Source organism: Anaeroglomus insulsum, assembly GCF_050689095.1.
Classification (GTDB): domain Bacteria; phylum Planctomycetota; class Phycisphaerae; order Sedimentisphaerales; family Anaerohalosphaeraceae; genus Anaeroglomus; species Anaeroglomus insulsum.
Map to the genome: position 1 here is coordinate 113,513 of NZ_JBOGCL010000009.1, position 25,988 is coordinate 139,500.

Genomic DNA, 25,988 nt, shown 5'->3' on the forward strand with positions numbered 1-25,988 from the left:
TGATATAATTGTGGTCAAGTTGAATTTGGAGGGGTCCTGTGAACCCGGAAAACCATCCAACTGAAGATCTGGACATCGATATTCTGCAATGTAAAGCAGATATCCTGCGAGCCTTACAGCAGGCTTCGCGATCAGCAACATTGCGCAATCCCGTTCAACCCTCCGTATCCGAATCTACTGAAGAACCCGATTTCTTTGCCCCCTCAGATACGCCAGCCGTCTCGAAATTAATACAAGACAATAACTATCCAGTCGGGGCACGCATTTTATCTTTTGAGCAAATGCAGAAAGCTGCCGAGACCCAAAAAAACGCTGTCTGTCCGGATGAAGTATCCACTCCGGCCGCAGTCCAGCCGGTCCCGGAGAAGGCCATTAACCCGCAAGCCAATCAAGAAAGCAACAGGGTCGATCTGCTCGAAAGCCAGGTTCAAGACTTGGAAAAACAGCTTTCTGAAGAACGATTACGAACCAGGGATCTACTGTCTGACCTGACTGCAATGCGTTTGCAGTCAGACAATGCAGAAGAACAATTAAAACGTCTTCTGGCTGAAATAGACGAACAGAAAGCCATCTATAATTCTCATCTTGCCCACACTACAGCCATTCAATCCTCGCTTGAGATTCAGGTTACTCAGGCCCAGGCGGAGCTTGAAACCAAAAATACAGAGCTGAAAAATACCCAGCAAAAACTGGCAGAACTTCAGCAATATTGCACGACTCGTGACCGCGAAATTCAGCAGCAGAAAACATTCGTGGATTCTATCCGGGCTGAATTAGCTGAAAAACAGCAGCAGCTTGAGCAGGTCCAGTCAACCCTTCAAGCTTATGAGCAGCAAATCAAGGTCCATTCGGATCATGCCGCGGAGATCGAACAAAAACAGCGACAGATTGAACAGCTCAAATTTGAGCAGATTGAACAACAGGAACAATTTCGGCACAATCAAGTCGCGATGGAATCTAAAATCGCATCCCTGGAACAACTGACCGACCAGCTCAAACAGGAAAATAACAGCCTTTCACAGGATTTGGCTTCCGCACGCAAAGCCCTGGCGGATATGGAAGAAGCTATGCTTCAAAGTCGTCGAAATATGGAAGCGACGCTTCATGAAAAAATGGCATTGGCTCATTCCTTGTCAGAAATAGAATCGCTGTCGCAACAGCAACAGGCAGAGCTGGCCGCCCTTCGCCATCACAATCAAACGCTTGCAGCTCAACTGCAAGAGATATCCGAACAATGCGAAGCCGTACGGTCGGAATTAACCCATCAAAATCGCCAGGCTGAAGATATCATCCATTCATTGAAATTGCGTATTGCTGAACTGGAAGACCAAATCGCCGAAAACGACGGATTAACGGACAGCCGAATATCGGAATTGAAGCACCTGATTGATGACCAAAAAAGCCTGCTGGAGAAGGCCGAACACCAGCGGCGAGAACTCGAAAATCGCCTGGCCGGCCTCCAGGCTGAAAATGACCGTCTTTGTGCGGCCAGACAGGAAACTCATTCGCTGCAGGAAGAATTGCGTCTTACACAGCAGCGGCTGGATAATGCCTCTAAGCAACTGGAACGGGCCAAAGGCGACCTCCAGCTTGTCGGTGAAGAAAACAATCAATTGCACCATTTGCTGTATCTGCGTGATCATGAACTGGAAAAACTCCAGACACAGATTCGGGAATTGCAGGGCCATACCTCGGAGCTTGAATGCTCTGCCCCTCCTCAGCCATGCTCTGAACATGCCGCCTCAGATGCACTCTCACAGCCTTCCGCAAGCGATGTTGATGGGGTTGCACCAATCCAGGAGGAATCGGACACTGAAATTCCGAGGTTTAATCTGGCCGAACAGATTATGGCCGAGCAACGCCGCTCGGTAGCATCGCAAAGACAATCACCCGTCGCCAGGCCGCAACGAAAACAGGAGGATGCCATTTCACGGGTTGTCGGGCAGTTTATCACCCCATCCGATACATCGGAACCTAAACCGCCACAGCTCATTCCCCAACCTGAACACGAGGAAGCTCCTCAGGCCTGTCCAACAGAAATACCACAAGAAATTGCCCCGCAGGATACCCGCTCTCATGCATCAGAACTTCTGTTTGCCGACATCGTCAAACGTGATATTCTGCGGTTCCTTGACAAAAAACGAAAATCATTACAGAGACCTTCATGGTCCTGGAATCATAATTGATCAAGGATGATGGATGTCGGATTTATAGTATTGTTCATCGATTGGGCAGAAGGCATACTGGAAACACCTTATTTTTATGTGGCCGTTGGTGTTTTTTTTACCGGTATTTTATTTTTCACGCTTTGGCATTTGTTGGGCAAACCCAATCAGGCATCGGACAGTCATTCCGGCAAAACACACCAGAGGGTTACCGAGGAACACTATAGCCAATGTGCAGCCGAGATTACACAAAAAATCCGGTCGATGAATGGAAAAAATAAAGTGATTCTGTTCGCAGGGGCAAGCCTTGAAACCCTGCCTGTCACTATCCCCATAAAAATTGCGATTGCCCTGGCCCAGTCTGATTACAAATGTCTGTTTATCGATTTGGACACACGCCGCAATGCTGCCGCCAAGGCATTCGAACTCAATTCCAATACCACCGCAGGCATTATCACCCCGTATCCCCTGCAGACAGTCATCCGCAATTTGTTATTATGGCCGGCTGAATTTTTTGTGCGGTTCAGCCAGATTAATATTCGGATCGTCACTCAGGCTGCAAAAAAGCATTATCATATTGTCCTGATTAATGCTCCTTATCTGGACGGACACCCGGATCGCAAATTGATCGCATCCTCGGCAGACTATGGATTGATTTTCTATAACAAGCAGGCCCAGTTAGGACGCCTCAAGGCTATTTTTTCCGAAAATGACTGCCGGTTGATTCAATCCCAATCCATCAATGAGCTGAATAAGTAGGATTTGCCGCCTCGGCATCCACAAACCAGGTCATTTTATCCACCGCAGGCCAGAGAGCGTGTACTGGATATTGCCAAGGTCGAAGCGGCGGGGTCATCACTTCTCGGAGAATTTCCTGTTTGGAACTGCCCGTGATGATAAATAGAAGTGACCTGGCCGCAGTCAGCACCGGAGCAGTCAGTGTTACTCTGGTATGCGGCATCGTCTGTGAAAATACCGCGGCAGCCATATCGGTCTGATTATCCACAACGTCAGTCCCCACAAGCAGGGATGCCGTGTGCCCATCGGTTCCAAGCCCGAGCAGCACAACATCCAAGACAGGCCATTGACCAGCCTGCAATTCCATCACATGGCAAATTGTGTTTTGATAACGTTCAGCAGCTTCCGCCGGCGGCAATTCCCCAAAAACACGATGAATATGATGCGACGGGACCGGAACTTTTGACAATAGTGTAGTTTGAGCCAGTCGATAATTACTATCCGGATGATCCGGCCCCACACATCGTTCATCGGCCCAGAAAAAATGGATTCGCTGCCAATCCAGTGCCTCACTGGCAAGCTGTTCAAAAAACATCTTCGGACTGCTGCCGCCGCTGAGAGCACAATAGCAAATCCCTCTTTTCTCGATGGCATCCCGCACACAATTACCAAAGAAGGACACCGCCTGTTGAGCAGCCTGCACCGCCGTTGGCAATGATACAATCCGAGGCCTGCCCAGGGATTCTTTTTGCTGTTCCAGAAATGCCTGAAGAAAGACCGCCGCAGCAATGGCATCCTGCCGCTTTTTCCTCTCATCGCGGGTCCAGTCTGAACCGGCCAGCTTCCAGTCCGCTTCGGCACTGCTCAGACGCTCATCAAAAAGCGTGACAGGGACAGAAACGACCTTTGTTAATTGAGCTGCAAAGTCTCGAGATAGTTTTGCTCGCGGCCCCTCCGAGCCATCCATATTCAAGGGCAACCCGACGACCACAGCCCCCACCTTTTCGGACTGAATTATTTCTGCGATTCGGGCCATCAGTCCCGGCCCTGTCCCAAGCCCCCCCAGCGGAAAGGCCATCGATTGACCGGCGTCACTGATAGCCAGTCCAACGCGTTTTTGGCCCAGGTCAATGGCAAGATAACGCAATCCTCTGCTCCCTATCGTTACAGATAATGCTGACCGCCGTGCTGCTGAATTTGTTCCAGCAATTCCTTGATGCGATGACTCTGGCTGGCCGGGCAAATCAGCGTCGCATCGGAGCTGTGAGCCACAACCATATTTTCCACGCCGATTAAAGCAATAAGATGTCCGGCATCCTCGGTTACAACAATAGAATTCCTGCAGTCCAGCAGTTCGGCCTTCGGGGCGGCGACAATATTATTCGCCGCGTCCGATTCGATAATATCCGCCAACGCCGTAAAAGACCCCAAATCCCGCCAGCAGCAATCCAGCAAAATCCCGTATACTTCAGATGCTTTCTCCATCACCGCATAGTCAATGCTGATTTTCGGCAGCTTCACAAACCATTCCCGGATGGCATCCTCCTGCTCTGCTCTGCCCCAGGCGGACTGGATTTTCTGGAGCGGCTCAACACAAGCTGGCAGGAAATGATGCAATTGATCAAGAATGGTTTTGGTTTTCCACACAAACATCCCTGAGTTCCAGCAGTACTGACCGCTATCCACATACGCTTTGGCGGTTTGTGCATCGGGTTTTTCTTTAAAAGCTTCAAGCCGGCGCACCGCATCTGCGGATTCACCGCAAGGCACCGGCTGTCCCAATTTAAGGTATCCATACTGCGTACTGGCATATGTCGGCTTGACCCCAAATGTCAGCAGAGCCTCGGGGTGCTCCTCAACAAAATCCAGCGCAATCTGCATGGCCTTCTGGAATGGTTCGTCCGGCTCAAGGACCTGATCGGCCGTTACTACCGCCATCGTGGAATGCAGGTCATATTTATGAAGAACGGTTGCAGCAAGCCCGATGGCCCCCGCTGTATCGCGGACCATCGGTTCAGCAATCACATTCTCGGCAGGCAGTTCCAGCAGATTCTCACGGACCATATCCACATAACCCACATTTGTAACCACCAGAATATTCCGGAGATCAAATAGTCCACGGAGGCGATCAAAGCACCGCCGCAGTAAAGTCTGACCACCCAACAATCGTAACATCTGTTTGGGGCGATGCTCACGACTCAGCGGCCAAAGCCGCTTGCCGGATCCACCTGCCATAATCACTGCATAGTTCATCTCGTCTCCTTCACGATTGTCGTTGGGAACCGTCCGTTCGACGCTTATACAAGATAGCCGCCGTCAATCTGCTGGACGGGCTTAATCTTTTCGGCCAACTCTTCGTAGCCAGGCTGGTCCATCAGAGCAAATGTCGCTTCCTTACCCAATTCCACCGCGGGCTGATCATACGCATTGATATCAAACAAAAGGCCTGCCAGAGAAGTGGTCACTTCAAATAAATAGATAAACTGACCTATCGTAAACGCATTAACCTGATCGAAAAGCACTGTCATACAGGGACGCTTGTCATGCAGTAAGGCATATTCAGTCCCGATTTTTTCGCTGTTTAGCAGCCGCGACATCTGTTTGCCGGCCAGATAATTTAATTCCGGCGTGTTTTCAGGAGCCGGACCGATGATAATATCCCGGTCAAACTGCTTGACCTGAAGGAATGTGAAGATTTTGTCATTGGGACCTTCGCGATACAACTGGACCTGACTATGCTGGTCGGTGGTCCCCAAAGCATTTACCGGCGTGGGGCCAACATAGACATCCATTCCCTTGAGATTCTTGGTTTTACCCAGACTTTCCGCCCAGAGCTGGCGATACCAGTCGGACAAGTCCTTCAGACGCCAGGCATAGGGAAACATCACCGAAATCCGCTTGCCGGCATTATAATAATGCCAATTAATCGCTGCATTCAGGGCTGCCGGATTGGCAAAAAAATCCGTCCGACTGACCCGCTGATCCATATCCCGAGCACCAGCCAGCAGGTTTTCAATATCAATACCGCAAACTGCTGCACTCAGCAATCCGACGGGACTAAGCACGCTCCAGCGTCCGCCGACACCATCCGGGACTTCCAATGTCCGGAATCCCGCCTCGTTGACAATCTTGCGGAGGGTACCTTCTTTTGGATCGGTAGTTGCAATAATCTGTTTTTTATAACCGGCCGGACCAAGCTTTTTGAGCAGCATTTCACGGATAATCAAAAACTGGGCTGCGGTTTCCGCCGTACGCCCGGATTTGCTGATAACGTTAAAAATCGTCTTATCCAATTTATCACCAACCCAATCCAGAAAGCTGGCCAATTGCATCGGATCTACATTGTCAAAGACAAACAAACGCGGACCTTTACGCTGGGCGGCATCCAGATTATACAGATATGGATTTAACGCTGTCTGCAAAGCAATATTGCCCAGCGCCGAACCGCCAATCCCTAGAACAACAAAATTCTCACATTCATTCACGACTTGAGAAGCAATCTCTCGGACCTGTTTGGGATACTGCTCATTGTAGGGCAAATCACGATAACGGACCTTGCCGGCCTTGCGCTGCTGATTGAGCTGCTCAATTAGCGGGGTGGTTTTCTGGGCCAGCGTCTGAAACTGCTGGGCAGTCAATCCGTGTTCAGTTCCGATGACTTCGGCGGTTACATTTTTATAGTAAAAATGAATTCGTGCACTGGTCACACTATATCTCCTTGTTCAAGACTTAAATATTCCTGATTTATTTCCCTGCTCGTGTCAGGTTGGCATATTTTACCATCAACGATTTCGTTTTTCCAGACTGGAATTGTACAACAACAATACTATCCGGCCCCAGATCGAGAAATTCCTTAACCCGGCCCGGCCCGAACGTGTTGTGAACGACCATCTCTCCCACTTTAAACATCCCGGGCCTGGGGGGACAAACAGACGGCTCAACCACGGATTTTTCATCGTCTATACCGTAAGCATCTTCCGCAAATGAGACTTTTTCGCCTCCAAAGCCCACTTCATATAGAAATTGGGATGGAGTCGATCGGATAAACTGCCCCCGCAAGACGCGGTGCCGGGCGTAAGTCACCGTCAGGCTGTTCCTTGCCCGGGTGATACCAACAAAAAATAGTCGCCGTTCTTCCTCCAGATCATCCGGACTGTGAGCACTTCGTTCATGCGGCAAAAGTCCTTCTTCCAGCCCGGCAATATAGACATGGTCAAATTCAAGACCCTTGGCCGCATGCATGGTCATCAAAGAAACCTTGGACGTCCCGGCATCATAGGCATCGGTATCGCTGTATAAGGCAATGGATTGCAGATAATCCAATAACGACGGATTTTCCGCTTCGCGGTCATATTCCGCGGCAGCATTGATTAATTCATTAATATTTTCAATCGCATCGGTATTGGCCTCACTTTTGAGGGCATCGGCATAACCGGTTTCAGCAAAGACACAATCCATCTGGGGAGCAACTTCTCCGGTACTGTCCTGTTGAAACTTGTGGATCATCCTGGCAAATTCGCGCAAGCGTGTTCGGGTGGAAGATGAAACCGAAGTCAAATGGTCAGCACAATCCGCCGCAGCAAGCAGACTCTTGCCAGATTCTCTGGCAAACTGAACCAGCTTATCAACCGAGGTTTTGCCAATACCACGACTATGGGTAGCAATCGCTCGCAAAAATGCCAGATCATCCAGCGGATTGGCTATGAGTTTTAAATAACTCAGAAAGTCCTGAATTTCCTTGCGGGCATAGAATTCCACTCCGCGAACAACCTGATAAGGGATTCGAGCCCGCATGAAGGCCTCTTCAATCGGACGACTCATCGAATTGATCCGGTAAAAAACGGCAATCTGACCCGGATCCACGCCCGCTGTGATTTGTTTAAGAATGCGGTCGGCCAGCAGACGAGCCTCGGCATTTTCATCATCAGCGGCAAGAAATTCCACATCTGAACCTTCCGGTCGGGTGGCAATCAACCGCTTGGCTTTGCGGCGCGTATTACAGGCAATCAATTTGTCCGCACAGGCCAGAATCTTGCCGCAGGAACGGAAATTTTCTTCCAGCTTGATCACCACGGCCTTGGGCCAGTCTTTTTCAAACGCCAGAATATTGCCAATATCCGCACCCCGCCAGCGGTAAATGGATTGATCCGGGTCACCGGTCACGCAGATATTGCCATGAGCCTGTGCCAACAAACGGGCAATCTGGTATTGAGCGTGATTGGTATCCTGGTATTCGTCAATCAGCAGGTATTGGAATCGATTGCTCAATTCCATGCGAACCTGGGGATGGTTGCGAAGCAGCAGTGCTGTTTTCACCAGCAGATCATCAAAATCCAGGGCGTTGTTTTTGGCCAGAATCGCCTGATATGAAGCATAGACTTTGGCAGCTGTTTTCCCGAAATGGTCATAGGCGGCAGCCTTAAAAGACTCCACATCTTCAAGATTATTTTTCAATCGAGATACAAATTCCAGCATCCGTGAAGGCGAAAAATTGCCGCTGTCCACCTGACAGGCAGAGACCGCTTCTTTCATGCAGCGAAGCTGATCGCCGGAATCATAAATCGTAAAACCGGGCTGGATACCTGCCTGTTCGGCATATTGTCTGAGCAGACGGACACACAGCGAATGAAAGGTGCTGATGCAGGCGCCGCGGCTATCGGCGGCATCCACCCGATTCCGCATTTCTTCTGCGGCTTTATTGGTGAATGTGATCGCACAGATATGATAGGGCCGCACCCCCGATTCTATGAGGGCAGAAATGCGGCAGGTAATAACCCGGGTTTTGCCGCTGCCCGGCCCCGCCAAAACCAGCAAGGGACCGTCTTTATGCAATACGGCCTTTTTCTGTGAGGCCGTCAGTTTTTCCAGTGGCACCGCTGCAGACAAAATAAACCTCCGTGTTTAAAATCCATTAATATTGATCATAGTTGAGTATTCCATTTTGGCAAGACCCGTCACAGCGGAATCAACGAGGTGCTTCTTTTGGCCCGCGCCATACTCACACTTGCCAGATAGACATTCCGGATGATCCGCAACCGAGGCGTGATTATACACAAAACATCCCAAAAAGAAATACGTATTCCAGAAACCTTTTATGGCTGCTGCGGGGATTGCTCTGCTTGCTGTTGTTTTCTCAGTTGCTCAAAATAGGCCTGATCCTGTTTCTGCAATTTCTCAAACAAGTCCGGACGCTCAACCTGTAGCCGTCCCAGCAAATTCATTCGCAGTTCTTCCGGATACATTGGATCATACAGAAAATCCATAAATGAGGTGTATCGCAGCATTTCAAAAGTGGGAAGTCCCATGCGATAGGCCTCGTCAGCATGTTCTTTCTGATAAAACGTATGCACTTCCTGAGCCATTTTTTCAAGCCCCGCAGCCTCGTCGTCATTATGTACAGCATAACGAAAATAGCTTTCCCGCAGCATGCCGGTAATCGCCTCCACGGCATCCCGAAGACCAAGCCCCTGAAACTCCTCTTTCATGCGTTTCTGCAGGAATTCAATCATGGGCAATTTAAAATCTTCTTCTTCGATACCTTCATCGTTAATTTTATACCGCGTAATCATATTACGGTAGATATCCAGAGCCTGTTTAACATGGCCAGCCTGATAAAATGTCATCACGGCATTTTCAAGAAAATTCTTATGCCCCCCTCGCACCGCCTTTGGATTGCCCTTTTCCAGCGATTCATATTTTTCGATGATTTTTCGCCAGGTCTGATCACAACTGGCAAACATCCGCATGTCCGGACGAAGGAAAATATCCGTTTTGCCGTCTTTGCTGGTAAAGAGAATAATCGTGCCGGAACGATACAGCATTTGCAGACTGTGAAAAATAATCCGGTCGGTATTTTTTTCATCTACACGATACTGCCCCTCGCGTCCTGCAATATCCAGGCCTTTCGCAGACCAGTAAATGGCATGAACCGCCGGATGTTCCCAATTCAGCGGATCTCGCTGGTTGGGATCTTCCAGACGCATCGGACCATACTTTTGATTGAGCTGATGCATATAGGCAGGGTCCATTTTCCAGACATGCCGTATCTTATAAGCCTTGGCAAACACATCAAACTTTTCCAGGCCGGGGTCCTGTCGGAACTGATCGATCACAGCAAACGTCTCTTTGGGAAAACGATCCGGATTTTGCCGCAGGGTCAGATATTGATCAACAAATTGATCGTCGGAAAGAAAAGTTTTATCTGCCTGTCGCAGCGCATCCACAAAAGTTTTAACCTGCGGGTCTTTGAGAATCTCTGCAAAGGTCTGCGGAGCGGCAGCCAGTTTCTCAAAATAGGCATTGGTCTTATCCCCCAGCAGCGGTCGCATGGATAATGCCAGTTCCCGTTTGTAGTACGTATTGCAATCGTCGGCAATATCGCCTATTTTGTGAAGGAATATCCAGGAAAGCTGCCGATACAGCATAATACTGTGGGGATTATAGGCGATGCCTTTATCCCGCAGCAATTCATAGCCGTTGCGGACCCATCGCCAACGCTCCTGACACTGGGTATTGGGAATGGCTACAGAAATATTATACGCCATATTCCAGGCATGAAAATCCCAGACGGCTGCGAATCGCGGCTGAAGCATGGATATCCACTCAGCAAGCTGTTTGGCATCAAAGAACTTGCCGTCCTGTTTCAATTTATCCGCACGCATCCAGAGGACATCAACAATCAAACCGCGAAATGCCCCCATTGCCACCGTGGCAAAGGCCAGCGACGGCGGAGCATCCCCCAGATTGGTCGTCAGCATCAGCCCCATCTCTTTGCGGCTTGCACGGATGGAATCCTGCTGCGATGAAGCCAGATACAGCATCGCTCCGCAAACCACCACACACAACAGGATTATTCCATAGTCTTTCCAGCGCATCTCGTCACATCCTCAAACCACACTTTTGGCCACTTCCCGGCGGTGAAAGATATAAATTCCAAATCCCAGCAGAATCAATCCTTTTAATCCAACCGTAATGGCCGCCGTCTTGAGCAAAAACAGCCATTGAATTATCCGGCCGGAAACAATATAGCTGGTTGGATTATAAACCCCGTCAAACTGCGGCAACAGCAGCAGAAACGGTTTTATGGTATAGGTATAAAGAATACCAATCCCTGCCCCTAATCCGTCAATCGATTCCATAATGAAGCCATTGACAATTCCGGCCGAAAAAACCGCAAGGCACACCAGAACTGCCACGGGGAATGAAAGCCAGGTCGTCAGCGTAATTCCCAACGCCGCCAGAAACAGCAGCCGGATCAATATCAGCAGGGTTGCACGCCAGAAATTACCGGTAAATGTCCCGACTTTATATAAAACCTCCAAATCCTGAACCATCACAGTCACCATATTCAGATTCGGATTATTCATAAAACCCACTTCAAGAACACCATCCTTGGTCACGGCATCCGCCGGGACGGCAAATTCCTGAACGGCACGCGTCACAGAATCCTTCTGGAGATTGTATATCGGGGTTGTCAGCGACCCGCCGCCCTGTTCATACGCCGTCAGATCACCCACAGCCCACAGGCCATACACCGTCACATCGGAAACCGCATTGGTAGTATCCAGCTTGTACCGGACAAAAATCATGGCATTCGGATCGCTGGCTGGATGCACATTTTTAAACGTCCATTTTCGATCCCGCCCCACCTCAACGCTCTGATCCCGGAGGCGTTCTTCCCGCATTAGCTCAGTAAGAACCTCGATTTGAGTCATGGTATCGGGAAGACGGCGCTCTGCTTTAAGTTTTTCATACCGTTGCTTGACCCGTTCCTGCAGCATCTGTTCATCGGTAGACACCTTCAGGCCAACTCGGGCCGTGAAAAACTCGTCCTGAGCCTTGCTTAATTCGTCGGGAGTCGCTGCGATAAATCGCGGCATAAATAGGGTCAGACCGAAAATCAGTCCGCTAAACAACCCCAGCAGCACCACATCTACAATGACGATACCCAGAAATTTTCCTGCCAGAATTTGCCATCGACGCACCGGCTTGGTAACCACCAGAAATATCTGCCGCCGCTTCATTTCATCGCTGAGCGTAAACGTGGAAATGGCGATCGTCAAAATGCACAGCAGAACCCCCACCAGGCTCAATCCATAGCTGGAAAAGGTCTGCAATTTCCCCAGCAGGGTTCCATCTCCAATCATAATCATGCTCATCATCGGCAGCAGAATCAGCAGCAACACAACAACAATTCCCGCAATTTTCATTCGCAGGGTTTGTGCTATGGTATTTCGTGCGATAGCCCAAATACTATTCATAGTCCCTCACGCCTGTCATCGGGGATTGTCGGTTGGTGTTGTCGAACCATCGCTGGAGGGTCTTCGATCCATCAACTGATTGAGCAGGTCTTTTTTGACTGCCTCCACCGGCTTGACCGGCTCGGTCGCAACAGCGGTGTCGGACTGCCCTGGTGCGGCAGGTTTTGCTTCCATCAGTTGACTGAGTAATTCGCGGTTTTGGGATGGTTCCTGCCTGGTCTGCTGAACTGCAACAGTGTCGCTTTCGGCTGTTTGGGCTGGCTGGGGTGTCTTGGATGTGACCAGCTTTTCCAGGATGCCCGGCTGACGCACAATCTCTTTGTCCGCAAGAAAACCGCTGATGCCTGAGCCGACACTGGCACCACTGGTCGCCTGCTTTTCCTGCTGAGCCTTATTCACTATGCGAATAAAGAAGGACTCCAGCTTATCCATCGGGTGGACGATTTCACATTCACAGTGTTCCTGTTCCAATACCGCCCGAACCTTGTTTAACACCGTATCACTGATCCGTGAAGTCTGAATACATGTTTTGCCTGTCTGTTCCAGCAGTTCCTTCACAGACCCTTCCACCTGCATCCGGCCGCCATACATAATGCCGATCCGATCACAGATATCCTCCACATCGGCCAGCAGATGACTGCACAGCAAAATTGTTTTGCCGCGTTTGCCCAGCTCCACCAGCAAATCCTTCATCTGGCGAGTTCCCATCGGGTCCATTCCGGATGTCGGCTCATCCAGAATCAGTAAATCCGGATCGTTAATCAGGGCCTGGGCCAGCCCAATGCGTCGAGCCATCCCTTTGGAGAAGGTCCCCACCTGTCGATTGCCCGCCCCGGCCAAGCCCACCATCTCCAGCAGGGTTTCGATACGGGCCTTGCGAACAGAACTGGGCAGTCCAAACAACCGCCCATAAAAATCCAGCGTCTCATACGCCGTCAAATACCGATATAAATACGATTCTTCCGGCAGATATCCAATCCGGCTTGACACGGATGCCTGATCCGATGTGCCCCCCAGGACCATTGCCACACCTTTAGTAGGATGCAGCAGATTCAGCAGCATCTTGATGGTCGTCGTTTTGCCGGAACCATTGGGCCCCAGAAAACCATAAATTTCATTAGGATAGATTTTCAGATTCAGATTATCCACCGCAACCACACGGGGTCTGCCCCACCAGTCCGGGAATATCTTGGTCAATGAAATCGTTTCGATTGCAAATTGGTTCTGTGCCACTGAGGACCTCGCTACGCAAATTAATAATGATGCCCGGGCTGAATATGCGGGTCCAGATGCTCGCCGAACCGTACCAGCCGCGCGCTGTTAAACACCACCAGAACCGAACCGCCGAAATGGAGGAACGCCGCCACAATCGGAGGCAGCCACCCAACCGCCGAAGCAGCAATGCCCAGCACAATAAACAGAACGCCGAAAAACAGGTTCTGGTTGATTACGCCGCGGGTCTTTCGTGAAAGCTGCACCAAAAACGGCAGTCGCCGCAGGTCATTGCTCATCAGGGCAATGGACGCCGAATTGATCGCCACATCGCTGCCGGCCGCTCCCATCGCGATACCCAGATCGCCTGCCGCCAGTGCCGGGGCGTCATTGATGCCATCGCCAACCACCGCCACGATATGCCCATCCGCCTTAATACGTTCCACCACCGCCAGCTTATCCTGCGGCAGGCACTGCGCCTTGTAATCCGTGCAGCCCAGCTCCGCCGAGACCCGATTGGCCACTTCATTCCGGTCGCCGGTCAGCATCGTTACCCGCCGGATATCATTATCAAATAATTCCTTGACCGCCGCCTGGGCCTCGGGGCGAGCCTTGTCCTGCAGACCAATCCAGCCGATGCAGTGATTATTTTTCGAGACATACAGCGTGCTGAATCCCTGCTCCTCGTGCATCGACGGATCCGGCACACCGCTGACATCAATCTGATTCTCTTTCAGGAAACTTTCACGTCCGACCATCACCCGTACACCACCGACAGTGGCCATCACGCCTTTACCCGGGGTTTCCTTGAAATCTGATGCTCGCTCATAGGACACATTCGCTTCTTTGGCCAGATTGATCACTGCCCTTGCAGCCGGGTGTTTGCTCATTTGCTCCGCAGAGGCCGCCAGCGCCAGCAGTTCCGCCGGCTCGACCCCGCTGGCCGGCTCCAGCTTGGTCACATAAAGCTGACCGGTTGTCAGCGTTCCGGTCTTGTCAAAGACTACCGCCGTGATTTTCCCGGCGATTTCCAGCAGCGATACATTCTTTACCAGAATTCCCAGCCGAGCCGCCGCAGACAGCGCCGCCACCATCGCTGTCGGAGTCGCCAGAATCAGCGGACACGGACACGAAATCACCAGTGCCGAAATCGAACGATTCAGGTCTCTGGTAAAGAAATAGATAATCGCACTGATCATCAAAATCGTCGGGATATACCACATCACATACTGGTCGATCATTCGCATAATCGGAAGCTGTGTCTTTTCCGCTGCCATGATCAGCTGCTGAACCTTGCCCAGTGTCGTATCCTGGCCGGCCTTGGTCACCACAATATCCAGAACCCCTGTCAGATTGGATGTCCCTGCAAACACCTGCATTCCGGCCACTTTGTCCACCGGCAGCGACTCTCCGGTAATCGTCGCTTCATTAATCGAACTGAGGCCTTCACGAATCTGGCCGTCGGCAGGAATGTTATCACCAGGCCTGACCCGCACCACATCGCCGGGCTTGAGGGTCGCAACATTGACTTCGCTTTCCAGCCCATTGTTGCTGATTAGCGTCGCGGTGGTTGGTGTCAGCCGTATCAGGGATTCGATGGACGCCCTTGCCCCCAGCGCTGTACGGGTTTCCATCAATTCGGCCAGCAGCATGATAAACCCCACCACTCCGGCCGTCACATAGTCGCCCGAGGCAAATGCGGCAATCACGGCCAGGGCAACCAGCTCATCCATGTGCATGTGGCCATGGATGACCCCCCGAATGGCATGCACAATAATCGGCAACCCCAGCAGCAGCGCCCCCACCATAGCCACAATTTTACTGACATCTCCGTCCACGCCAAACAGGCTCGGCATCCACTTGGCCAGTTGGGCATTCAGCAGCAGTACCCCGCCGGCCAGTGTCCCGAACAGGGCAAAGCTGACCCGCATCTGCTTACCATGCGTATGCCCGCCTTCCAGTTCCGTCTGTTTTACTCCAATATGCGTATGAACCATAGCACTCTGTCTCTCTGAATTACTCTGTTATACGTAACTTCTGTTTTTCCATGTTTCCCAAGTCAATACCACCGGTTTAAACAGCTCGCCGAATAGTGTCTCCTGTTGGTTTGAATTCCATCACAGGACCCTGTCATCGCCTGTATTACTTGGTGGGTTCCTGGGATTTCTTCTGGCTTTTGGCGTCGCGATTGATCTGGATGCGCAATTCCTTGGGATTTTCGCCGCCGGGCTGAATAAACATTTTCTCTTCGGCCCTGGCCATAATCTGTTCAATGGCATCCTGATAAATCCGCTGCAGCACCAGCTCTGGACGCTTTCTATATTCCGGCAGCAGCTTCTGCAGGTATTCAGCATTGGCACGAGCCTCCGCCACAGTCGTGGTTTTGTAGCCGCGGGCCTCGGAAATCAAACCCTGCACCTGCCCTTTCATCTGGGCCACCAGCTCTTCTTTTTGAGCCTGGGTCAGACCGGGTTGTTTGAGTTTTTCCAGCAGCACCTCAGCCTCCGGTCCGGCCGTGTCGGTCAGCAGCTTTTCTTTGTAGGCATACGCATCGGTAACGGCAGTCTTGCTCTGCTGGCCGGCCTGAATCGACGCCTGAAACGCATCATCGACCTGACGCGGCCAGATGATCCGCTCGGCATTGACCCCGTCTATTTTCAACCCGCTGTTCAACGCATCCAGTTTTTTCTGCAAGAGGATTTTCACTTTTTCAGAAATATCACGATTGCTGGTCACCGCATCGTCAATACTGTATTTAACCATGGTACCGACAATCGCTGACGAGGCAAAACTTTCCAGCATCGGATTAATGGATTCGGATGCAGCATCCAGAAAATCCTCGCCGGGGCGCGGCTGGCGGTAATGCACATTTTCAAAAAACAGTTCCGGCCGATCAATTACATAGGTAATCGTCCAGCGGGAATGGACAATATTATAATCCTCCCCCTCCAATCCCAGAATGCTGTCATTACGAGTCAGACAGTATCCATCTTTAATCGGATCCAGATAATCCGGAGGAAATGGATTTTTCTGCCCCATTTTTTCCTGGGGCGTCTCAAAATACCAGAATGAATCCACATTCAGGGTCTGCACCTTGGTCACCGGGATACGGATGATTTCACTGATGGGTTCAGGCAGGGTAAAATGAAGTCCCGGCTTGAGCACCCGAGCGTCACCCAGCCCCTGCACCTTGCCGAACAGCAGCACCAGGGCCTGTTCATCCTCGCGAACCTTGAAAATGCCGCTGGCCAGAAACAAGACGACCAGGACAATCATGATAACCTTCAGGATGGCAAAGCTGGTCTTTAAGGCGCTGGTCAGCGATTTACTCGCAGCATCCTGCGGTTCAAACGCCGACCCCTGCGGCTTGCACCCGCAGCCTGAATGATGGTGATGGTCATGACTATGTGACATGCGTATTCCTTCACAATAGAATATTGTGTTATGAATATAATGGATTAATGCTGGGATTCCGTTTTCTTCATCTCGGGAATTCCCTTAAGCAACTGCATCGGCTCGGTGTCGGTCCCCAGTACAATCGTGGAGCGTTCTTTTAAAATCGTACGCAGGGCCTCCAGATCACGCAGAAACATCGCCAGCTCCGGATCCGCCTCCAGCATCTTGTAATAGGCTGCGGCTTCGGCATCGCCGGCCCCGCGGATCGCCTTGGCCTGAGCCTCCGCAACGGCCAGCAGTTCTTTCTGTTTAGCCAAAGCATCGCTGCGAATCTTTTCGGCCTCCGAGGTGCCCGCCGCAAGAATATTATCCGTCTTGCGTTTCCGATCGGCTTTCATCCGCTCAAACACCTTCTCGGTGGTCTTGGCACTGATTTCAAGCCGCTTGATGCCAACCGATGCGACCTCGATACCGTAGCTGCTTCTGGCACGCGGGGCGATTTCGTCCAATATTTCCTTTTCAATCACCTCAAACCGAACCTTGTCCGGATCCGTATTGACAAAATCACTGAAATAATGACGCCCAATGACTGAATTCTGGGAGTTCCTCAGCAGATTTTCAATCCCTTTCTGGGCTCCCTTGGTATCCCGAACCGAAACCAGATATTTGTGAGGGTCTGCAATGCGCCAGACAATAAAACTATGCACAATAATCGGCTCACCGCCGGCCGTTGTGGTCTCCTCCATCTTGATATCCAGCAGTTGAAGACGGGAATCAAACTTATGCACATTTTCAATCCCCACCGGCCAGCGGAACTGAAAGCCCGGTTTGTCGATCGTACGCACCGGATTGCCAAACCGCGTCACCAGAGCGGTTTCTGTCTGCCGTACCTGAAAGCTGCACATCGCCAGTGCCAGCGCCGCCACGACCACAACAATACTGATAATACCCCAAAGATTCTTCATATCTCTATCCTGCTACTGGTTAGTGTTATGTCCGATTATTGACTTATTTATTGGTATCCTGAATCACAGACCCAATGTCCATATCATACAGCGTCGGCGTCAGCTTCTCCTGCAAATCAACGATATAGACCTGAGTATCTTTTGTATCGCCTGCAACCACATACTTGCGAATCTTCTGCAACGTCTCCTCAAGCATCTTGAGCCGCTCAATGCGCTTATACAGCATTGGATTGGCCTGATAAGCCTTAAGCTGACCGGCAAACCGCTGTCCGGTCGCCTCGGCCAGAACCGCTTTTTCAAACGCATCAGCTTCAGCTTGCCGGATCGTCTTGAATACCTGCCCCCGCGCCTGCTCCAGGGACGCAGTCAACTGCTTACGCATCTGCTCCTGCTGCTCCACAGGCAGGGTATCTTTGACCCTGGAATATTCTCCGATTAATGCGTATAAGGCATCCACTTCCTCGATGGATCCTGCCAGCTCGGTTAACGTCCGGATCCGATCGGCCATCGCATTTAAAACCGACGCCTGGCGCGTTTGAATCGCAGCAACAACACTCTGATAATCCTCTGCCAGCTTCGGCGGGGGATGAATCCCCTGCAAACCGCATAGCACAATTTCGACTCCCAGCCCGGCATCATCGGCAGCCTTTTGAATCCGCTCCTGCAGAATCCGTGAGGCTTCCAGACGGCCTTTGCCAAGCAGGCTGAATTCAATGACATCCGTATCGGTTTCAATCGTCGCACTGGCCCCGAATCGAACCATCTCGCGATAACTGATCATCTCCAGCATCTTTGCTGAATCGGTGTGATTATACAGATAGTCAGAGACATTCTTGATACGGTAAAAGACAGGAATATTAGCACGGACAATACTGACCGGCGGAACCTTAATGTCGCTTTGCTGCCTGGAAATGACCTCCGTTGACGCAACCAGCAGATCAAATTCCTCTTTATAATGTTCCTTGCCCCACAGCAGGTCTTTGGCTCCGGCCTCATCCTCGACAAAGCCCACATTGATTTGCTGAATCAAATCCGTGGGGTACAGATAGACAATATCAAACGGCCATGGCCACTTCAGCGTCAGCCCCGGGCCAACCTGTCTGCCCCCCTGCGCCGGATCCGGCGATCCAAAATGCTCGATCACCCCCATTTGTCCAGGTCCCACAATCACCAGGCTGGTCATCAGGTACATCACCAGCGCCGCAAACAGAATCAGCGGCAGAATCGCCCGTTCCAGCAGCTTGTAAAACCAGGTTTGCGATACCTGAAATCCAAACTGATAATCAATCGCATTGGCTACCGAATGAAACAACCCGCCAGGCTCATTGACCAGCCCCAGCAGTCGGCTGTCAAATGCTGCCTGGGCATACTGCCCCGCAACCCGCGGCCGATAGATATCCAGAATCGTATTCAGCAGTATCTCCGCTCCCAGAACAATCAGCACCCAGGGAATCCCATACTCCAGCACGGTGAGACCAACCGTGTATTTATATTGTGCCCCAATCATTGCCGCGGTGGTCAACGCCCCCAGCACCGCCGTCAGCAGCAGATAACTGCCCCCCGCCCGCAGCGGACGCCAGATAACCTCACTGCTCATCCCTGTGGCATATCGACTGACCAGAAAACTGATAAACGCGACCAGAACAATCAGAATCGCAGCCAGAAATGGATTGGCCAGTTTTGGAGAGGCCACGATATCGGTCGCCTTGCGATACAACAAAAGCCCCACGACGATTTCCATGCAGGCAATCAGCGTCCCAGAGATAGGCAGTATCCATTTTTCGAAGAATACCAGACGTTTCTGTGCCTGTTCAAACAAGGCTGTTCGATCCGCCCCGCCTGAAAAAATGGTGTCCTGCTGAATCGCCTTGGACATCCGTGACATATCCAGCTTTTCCTGCTCAGCCAGCACCCGTTGATAAAACTGGATTAGCAGAACCAGCCACACCAAAGCCCCCGCAAGAATCTGCCAGCTCAAAAACGACAACACCCGGGCAGACCAATAAGCCCCAAGCCAAAACGTCACCAAGAAAAAAACAACCGACAAACACAAGCCCAGCCATGCTGTATTCTGGGCCTTCTTCGAAGAGATATTCATACTTCCTATTCCTGTCTTTTCTGGAAAATCGAAGAACTTTCTATTGCTAAAAAAGTAAAATTATAATAATTTTCTTAGCTAAAGGCAATCCTGACCCGACGATTCGGGAGAATATAACAGGATTCTATCGATAGGTTAAGCACTTTTTTCTAAAAATTATGTTCACAGCATTATATAGCATTGCCAAAAATACTTTTGTTGAAACCCTGCGACAACCCATCTATGCGGTTATCATTGTGACTGCCATTCTGCTATTTATCCTTGCTCCCTCTGTCAGCATGTACACCCTGGATGAGGATGTTAAGCTGCTCCGGGAATTGGGGTTATCTACGCTGTTTCTGGCGGGTTTGTTCATTGCTGTTTTTAGCGCCACCGGTGCAATTACCGAGGAAATCGAATCCAAGACCATCACCACGGTCCTGTCCAAACCAGTTGCCCGGCCGATCTTTGTCATAGGCAAATTCCTGGGGATTTCCTCAGCTGTGTGTCTTGCCCATTTTATCGGCACCGCAGCCTATCTTCTGGCCGCACGCCACGGCGTCCTGACAACTGCCCATGATGAGATGGATATGCCGGTAATCGTTGCCGCCATGACCATTATCCTCGGCAGCCTGCTGATTAGTGCGATTGTCAACTATTCGTATGACTGGAGCTTTTCGGCATCAGCCATTGTAACCGGAGCTATTTTGTCAGCTATTGCCCTTTTCCTGCTGACATTTGTAAATAAGGAATGGAAAATCGGTCCAACCGAAGGGCAATTCAGTCGATTCGACATCTATGCAAGCCTGTTGCTGCTGTTTGGCACCCTGATTCTGGTCGCTCTGGCGGTTTTGTTTTCGACACGGTGCAATATGGTGATGACATTAGTCTTTTGTATATCGGTATTTATGCTCGGCCTAATCAGCGACTGGGTGGCCAGCCAATACGCCGGCGAATATCTCTGGGCTAAAATTTACACCACCCTGCTTCCGAATATGCAGATATTCTGGGTCAGCGATGCTATTTATGAAAAAGGAATCGTGCCTTTTTCATACCTTATCAAAGGGTTGTCTTATTCAGCCTCATACACCGTGGGGATACTGGCTTTGTCAGTCGCCTTCTTCCAGCGTCGGCAAGTCGGATAAACGCTTATAATTCCATCATCAAGGCTGTTTCGTCGCAGTGGTCCTGCTTGGGACAAAGAGCACAATCGCTCCAGACCTTCATTGGGAACGCATTCTTTTCCGCACGGGTAAACCCTGCCTTTTCAAAGAAATCCGGGACCAGCGTCAGGGTAAAGACCTTTTTCAACCCCAATCGTCGTGCCTCCTCAACGCAGGCATGAACAAGAGCCTTGCCCGTCCCCCGACCGAAATACTGCTGGTCCACTGCCAGAGATTTGACCTCCGCCAGGTCGGACCAGATTACCTTCAGCGCACAGCAACCGATAACCTTGCCATCTTGTTCAGCTACTTTAAAGATCTGAAGATTCTCATAGATATCCGCCATCGAACGAAATAGCATCCGATCCAGTTCCGCATAGAAACTGATCAGACTGTGAATAGCCGGGACATCTTTAACCGTGGCATTTCGTATTTTCATTTTGCGTAATCCGTACTCGAATTATCCATATTTGCCATTTTGGGCGACATCTTACGCAAGAATCTCAACTAAGTCAATACGGAGGGATTGGGTTCGTTTGGTCAAAATGCATCAACACATAAACAGGATATATTGAGTCTGAATATAGATATATCTTGAAAAACCGTGTTGATTGAATTTGGGCTAACTCCCTGCAGAACGATCGGTAAAGACCGTCTGGCAGACAGACGATTTGTCAGGGGAGTATCCCGTCAGGTATTTGGCGAGAAGACGGGTCAGATTTGGCTTGTCAATGGGTTTTGGCAGGTAGTCATCACAGCCATTCTCGATACATTTTTGCATATCCCCCTGCATAGCGTTGGCAGTCAGAGCCACGATCGGCGTTTTGATATTGCGATGTCTAAGGATTTGGACAGCATCATAACCATTCATCACCGGCATCTGCATATCCATCAGTATCAAGTCGTAGGCGGTGGCCGTTGCTGCTTCCACCGCACTTTGGCCATTATCTACAAGGGTTACAGCCAGTCCCATTTTTTCCAACAGGATTTGAATCAACTGCTGATTGGCCGGATTGTCTTCGGCAACCAGAATGTGTCCGCCAAACCGGGCAGAACTTTCAAGAGATTCCGAGTCGGCTATCTCTTTGACAAGATTGACCGCCTGCGGCTTGACAGCAGAATCAACAGGCAGCGGCAACAGGATACTGAAAACAGATCCCTTGCCCGGCTCACTTTTGACCTCCATCGTTCCGCCCATCATTTTTACCAACTGGCTGGTGATGGTCAGGCCAAGGCCGGTGCCGCCGTATTTGCGGGTCGTGCTGTTATCCGCCTGGGTGAAGGGTTCAAAAATCACCTGCTGTTTTTCCGGCGGAATGCCTATCCCGGTGTCTTTCACGTCGAACCGTAACAGACCTGCAACATGATCGGGATCATACGATACATACAGATGCACATGCCCCTGGTCCGTAAATTTGATGGCATTGCCGACCAGATTCACAAGACACTGTTGAAGTCGCAGCCCATCCGTACGAATTATTTTGGGCACGGTCGGGCTGGAAATGATATTGAATTGAATTTGTTTGGCCCTTGCCCGGACCTGCATCAGATTGCTGATATTATCAAGCAGCTCAGGCACAGCACAATCTGCCATTTCAATCACCACCTTGCCGGATTCGATTTTGGATAAATCGAGAATATCGTTGATGATGTTGAGCAGATGTTTGCCGGCCTTATTGATAATGTTGACATAGTTGGCCTGTTCTTCCGACAACTGTTCTTCGGCCAGCAGATCGGAAAAACCAATGATGGCATTCATTGGGGTCCGGATTTCATGACTCATATTAGCCAGAAACTGGGATTTTGCCAGGTTGGCTTCTTCAGCCTTTTTCTTCTGATACTCCAGTTCAAGAATACGGCGCTGCTCGGTCAAATCCGAAATCATGGCAAAAGACCCAACATGGCGACCTTGTTCATCAAACAGCGGCGACGCATTAAACTGGCAAAACACCGTTGTTCCATCGCTGCGGTTCAATACCACATTATAAATGGAGTTTGTTTTCTGCTCAGCACGGATTTTCAATTGCTGCTGAAATATCGCCTGGTTTTCATCGTCGGCCAGATCGAACAGGGTTTTGCCGACTAACGTTTCCATCTTGAGCAGCCGGCATATTGCGGGATTGGCCTCCTGAATCCGCCCGGACGTATCGACCAGAATAAACCCCTCCAGCGAGGAATTGATGATGGAACGCAGACGTGCCTCGTTCATCACGATTGCCTGATGCGAGATTAGAGTCTCTTTCAACAGATAAAAATGGCAATTCTGCGGCTTGTTCAATCCATTGAAAATAGCCATTGCCATAGCCTTGCATTCCCCATAACCGCATGAATTGCAATTGTACAGGTCCTCATCGCTGTATTTATGCATGCTCCGGTAGATGTCCTGCAACTGCTGCGGGTCGGGAATGCGGAGGTGAAGGTTTCCACTCAAATCAACATAGCTGCGGCGATACAAATCCTGATTCCAGTAGCGATTGACATTCTCTTCGATATTCAAACACGGCCTGTTCGGGTTGGCCGCAGCCTGTTGATAGAGCGCCTGCATTTGTTCTTTGCGCTGGCGCAAAGCATATTCTATCTCATCAATGGTTTTTTGCGACAGGACGGTTCCCGTTCCAACATTACAGCCATACTGACAGTTCAGGCAATCTATCAGCAAAGGAGCTGTACCCTTGTCAATCGATGATTTAAGACTGTCCAGATATTTGTAAACCGCCGGGGCACCCTCGATTTGCCGGGTCTTGTTGCGAATATCCGGCATCATCCTCTCGGCCGTCTGAGTCAGTCCGCCGGGAGAAGGAAGAATCACAGCTCGTTCGGCAGGCGGATTATCAAATTCGACCGGCTCAAATGCATCCAGAGTGATTTGATTAGTCTGCAGATGGTGTTCCAGAGATTGATAGGTAATATTATAATCCCCCAGGCCGGTCTCGACAAACTCCCGCTTTTTAGCAATGCACGGCGAGATCACCGCAATCCGGTGATTGCTGTAGTGCGGGTAATAATGGCGTATCATCTGGATGGTGTGCAGCATGGGACTGTGGACCGGGGCCAGATACGGGATCAATTCGGGCCTGTATATCTGGATGTAATTGACAATCACCGGACAGGACTGTGCAATCACAGTTTTGGGATTATTATTTTTAATATATTCAATATACGATTTGGCGGTTAATTCTGCCCCAAAACTCGTGTCAAACAGGGCTTCTACACCCAGTGACTTGAGCCACCCATTGAGATGCAGATACAGATTGGGAAAGTTTGACACCACCGAAGGTGCAACAACCGCTACCATGCGAATCCCATTATGGATATCCTGCACGAACGCAGCGTAATCATCCGTGTAAAAACGAGCATTATGCTTGCAGGCACGCAGACAATTGCCGCAATTGATGCACAGGTCCGAATTTACCGTCGTAGGAATATCACTGCCGTTATTGGCATATTTGACCGGACAATAGATAATACAAGCGTGGCAATTGACACACTTGTCGGGCGACACATTGATAATCGGATAGGGCTTTGTCATATAACCCATTCAAACTTGATTCGGAAGCATCTGTCTTCACTGACATTCCAATTTTGCTGCCTGCCGCAGTCAAAGATCCAAATTGTCAGCAATATTACCCTAAATATCGGGAAAAATACGGGATGGTATAACTACGTATTCATTATTAGACATTAAAGGCATCCCGGCTGCATTTTTCTGTCTATTATCAGACCATACCTGCAACGCCGGGACCATAAAACCGCCCAATTGCTGACGTAAAAGTCTTTGCATATTGTAATAGCGGCGGGTAAAATGGGAGACAATTCGATACTTTATAATAGGAGTTGTCAGCTTATGGAATATACCACCGATCAAAAGGTCTTCCCGGCCGGGGAAGGTGCCTTGCTCAGCATCAATGATATGCTGGCCTATTTTGAGAAGCAGGGAGCCATGCGGGTATCCGATCTGCATATCAAGGTGGGCACACAACCCTGCTATCGCATCGATGGAGAATTGGTTAAACTCAAGGGCGGAATCGTAACCCAGGATGTGGCAGAAAAACTGATTTTCCCGCTCTTGGGGGAAAAGAACATCGAATCCCTCAAACGTGATTTGGCGGTGGATTGCTCTTTTAAATACGGGACAATCCAGTTCCGGATTAACGCCTTTTATGAAAATGACGGCCTGTGTGCGGCCATTCGGGCCCTGGGAACGGTAATCCCTCCCCCGGAGCAAATCGGGTTTCCCAATGATGCCTGGCAGGACATTGTCCGGCGAAAACACGGTCTGGTTTTGTTCACCGGAATTACCGGGGCAGGCAAAAGCACCACGATTGCCTCGCTGATTGAACGGATTAATGAAAACCGTGCCTGCCGGATTATCACCCTGGAAGACCCTATTGAATATATCTACTCCCAGAAAAACTCGATGATTTCACAACGGGAAATCGGGCGTGATGTTACATCGTTTGCATCGGGATTGCGATCCATGATGCGGCAGGACCCCGATGTGATCTTCGTCGGTGAGATGCGTGATCAGGAAACCGTATCCATGACTTTGACAGCCGCAGAGACAGGGCATCTGGTATTTTCGACTCTGCATACGCGTGATTCGGTCGGTTCCATTACCCGTATTCTGGATTTTTTCCCGGAAGGCCGGCAGGAAGAAGTTCGCAACCAGTTGTCGCTTGGATTGCGGTATATCATCAGCCAGAAGCTGCTGCCTCGCAAGGACGGCAAAGGACGCGTCGTGGCGATGGAGATATTAAACAACAACTATGCCATCGCCAACCTGATTCGCAAAAACAAGCTGGAACAGGTTTATTCGCAGCTTCAGGTCAAGACCAAAAACCAGGTGGAAGAGAAGATGATCACCATGGAACGCCATCTGGCATTGCTGGTCAAACGTGGTGTTGTCGATTTGCGTGAGGCTCAGAAATGGGCCAATGATCTCAAGAGCTTCCAGGATGCCATGAACAGCGAAAGTGATCTTGAGCTGACATAAAAAATAAGCACGCGGTCCT

At 50.3% G+C, this 25,988-nt stretch carries 17 protein-coding genes; 4 read left to right on the top strand and 13 right to left on the bottom strand.

Translation table 11 applies throughout. The annotated features are described in order from the left end of the window. Nucleotides 1–38 precede the first annotated feature (38 nt). Complete coding sequence (locus tag ACQ9LF_RS09455; RefSeq protein WP_462489149.1) at nucleotides 39–2,186, top strand: coiled-coil domain-containing protein; 2,148 nt, start codon at nucleotides 39–41, stop codon at nucleotides 2,184–2,186. Nucleotides 2,187–2,192: 6 nt separating this feature from the next. Continuing rightward, a complete protein-coding gene (locus tag ACQ9LF_RS09460) occupies nucleotides 2,193–2,924 on the top strand; it encodes a P-loop NTPase family protein (RefSeq protein ID WP_462489150.1) in 732 nt (243 codons plus the stop codon). Here ACQ9LF_RS09460 and pgl read toward each other — a convergent pair. From pgl to ACQ9LF_RS09515, 11 genes are all read right to left on the bottom strand, one after another. Then, on the bottom strand, nucleotides 2,905–4,050 hold the full coding sequence (gene pgl, locus ACQ9LF_RS09465) for a 6-phosphogluconolactonase (protein ID WP_462489151.1): 1,146 nt from the start codon (nucleotides 4,048–4,050) through the stop codon (nucleotides 2,905–2,907). The two genes, ACQ9LF_RS09460 and pgl, sit on opposite strands and share 20 nt — an antisense overlap. Before the next feature lie 17 nt (nucleotides 4,051–4,067). Then, a complete protein-coding gene (locus ACQ9LF_RS09470) occupies nucleotides 4,068–5,156 on the bottom strand; it encodes a mannose-1-phosphate guanylyltransferase (RefSeq protein ID WP_462489152.1) in 1,089 nt (362 codons plus the stop codon). Nucleotides 5,157–5,200: 44 nt separating this feature from the next. Beyond that, entirely contained in the window at nucleotides 5,201–6,610 is a 1,410-nt protein-coding gene (locus ACQ9LF_RS09475; protein ID WP_462489153.1) for a glucose-6-phosphate isomerase, read from the bottom strand. 37 nt (nucleotides 6,611–6,647) lie between these two features. Continuing rightward, a complete protein-coding gene (locus ACQ9LF_RS09480; RefSeq protein WP_462489154.1) occupies nucleotides 6,648–8,789 on the bottom strand; it encodes an ATP-dependent helicase in 2,142 nt (713 codons plus the stop codon). Nucleotides 8,790–8,995: 206 nt separating this feature from the next. Continuing rightward, nucleotides 8,996–10,777, bottom strand: a complete 1,782-nt coding sequence (locus ACQ9LF_RS09485) for a hypothetical protein (protein WP_462489155.1) — start codon at nucleotides 10,775–10,777, stop codon at nucleotides 8,996–8,998. A 12-nt stretch (nucleotides 10,778–10,789) separates the two neighbouring features. Beyond that, nucleotides 10,790–12,163 (bottom strand): ABC transporter permease, encoded by a 1,374-nt coding sequence (locus tag ACQ9LF_RS09490; protein ID WP_462489156.1) that lies wholly within the window; start codon nucleotides 12,161–12,163, stop codon nucleotides 10,790–10,792. Nucleotides 12,164–12,178: 15 nt separating this feature from the next. Then, a complete protein-coding gene (locus ACQ9LF_RS09495; protein ID WP_462489157.1) occupies nucleotides 12,179–13,396 on the bottom strand; it encodes an ABC transporter ATP-binding protein in 1,218 nt (405 codons plus the stop codon). A 20-nt stretch (nucleotides 13,397–13,416) separates the two neighbouring features. After that, entirely contained in the window at nucleotides 13,417–15,372 is a 1,956-nt protein-coding gene (locus tag ACQ9LF_RS09500; RefSeq protein WP_462489158.1) for a heavy metal translocating P-type ATPase, read from the bottom strand. Nucleotides 15,373–15,517: 145 nt separating this feature from the next. After that, on the bottom strand, nucleotides 15,518–16,789 hold the full coding sequence (gene hflK, locus ACQ9LF_RS09505) for a protease modulator HflK (protein WP_462489159.1): 1,272 nt from the start codon (nucleotides 16,787–16,789) through the stop codon (nucleotides 15,518–15,520). 44 nt (nucleotides 16,790–16,833) lie between these two features. After that, nucleotides 16,834–17,736: a protease modulator HflC gene (gene hflC / locus ACQ9LF_RS09510; protein ID WP_462489160.1), complete on the bottom strand. Its 903-nt coding sequence runs from the start codon at nucleotides 17,734–17,736 to the stop codon at nucleotides 16,834–16,836. Nucleotides 17,737–17,779: 43 nt separating this feature from the next. Then, on the bottom strand, nucleotides 17,780–19,834 hold the full coding sequence (locus tag ACQ9LF_RS09515) for an SPFH domain-containing protein (RefSeq protein WP_462489161.1): 2,055 nt from the start codon (nucleotides 19,832–19,834) through the stop codon (nucleotides 17,780–17,782). Between the two features lie 158 nt (nucleotides 19,835–19,992). Here ACQ9LF_RS09515 and ACQ9LF_RS09520 point away from each other — a divergent pair, with 158 nt between their 5' ends. Further along, nucleotides 19,993–20,958: an ABC transporter permease gene (locus ACQ9LF_RS09520; RefSeq protein WP_462489162.1), complete on the top strand. Its 966-nt coding sequence runs from the start codon at nucleotides 19,993–19,995 to the stop codon at nucleotides 20,956–20,958. Nucleotides 20,959–20,962: 4 nt separating this feature from the next. Here ACQ9LF_RS09520 and ACQ9LF_RS09525 read toward each other — a convergent pair whose 3' ends face one another. Continuing rightward, nucleotides 20,963–21,415 carry an N-acetyltransferase gene (locus ACQ9LF_RS09525; RefSeq protein WP_462489163.1) on the bottom strand — a complete coding sequence of 151 codons (453 nt, stop codon included), beginning with the start codon at nucleotides 21,413–21,415 and terminating at the stop codon, nucleotides 20,963–20,965. A 183-nt stretch (nucleotides 21,416–21,598) separates the two neighbouring features. Next, a complete protein-coding gene (locus ACQ9LF_RS09530) occupies nucleotides 21,599–24,505 on the bottom strand; it encodes a [Fe-Fe] hydrogenase large subunit C-terminal domain-containing protein (protein WP_462489164.1) in 2,907 nt (968 codons plus the stop codon). A 315-nt stretch (nucleotides 24,506–24,820) separates the two neighbouring features. Between ACQ9LF_RS09530 and ACQ9LF_RS09535 the strand changes: the two genes are divergently transcribed. Further along, nucleotides 24,821–25,969 (top strand): type IV pilus twitching motility protein PilT, encoded by a 1,149-nt coding sequence (locus ACQ9LF_RS09535; RefSeq protein ID WP_462489165.1) that lies wholly within the window; start codon nucleotides 24,821–24,823, stop codon nucleotides 25,967–25,969. Nucleotides 25,970–25,988 lie beyond the last annotated feature (19 nt).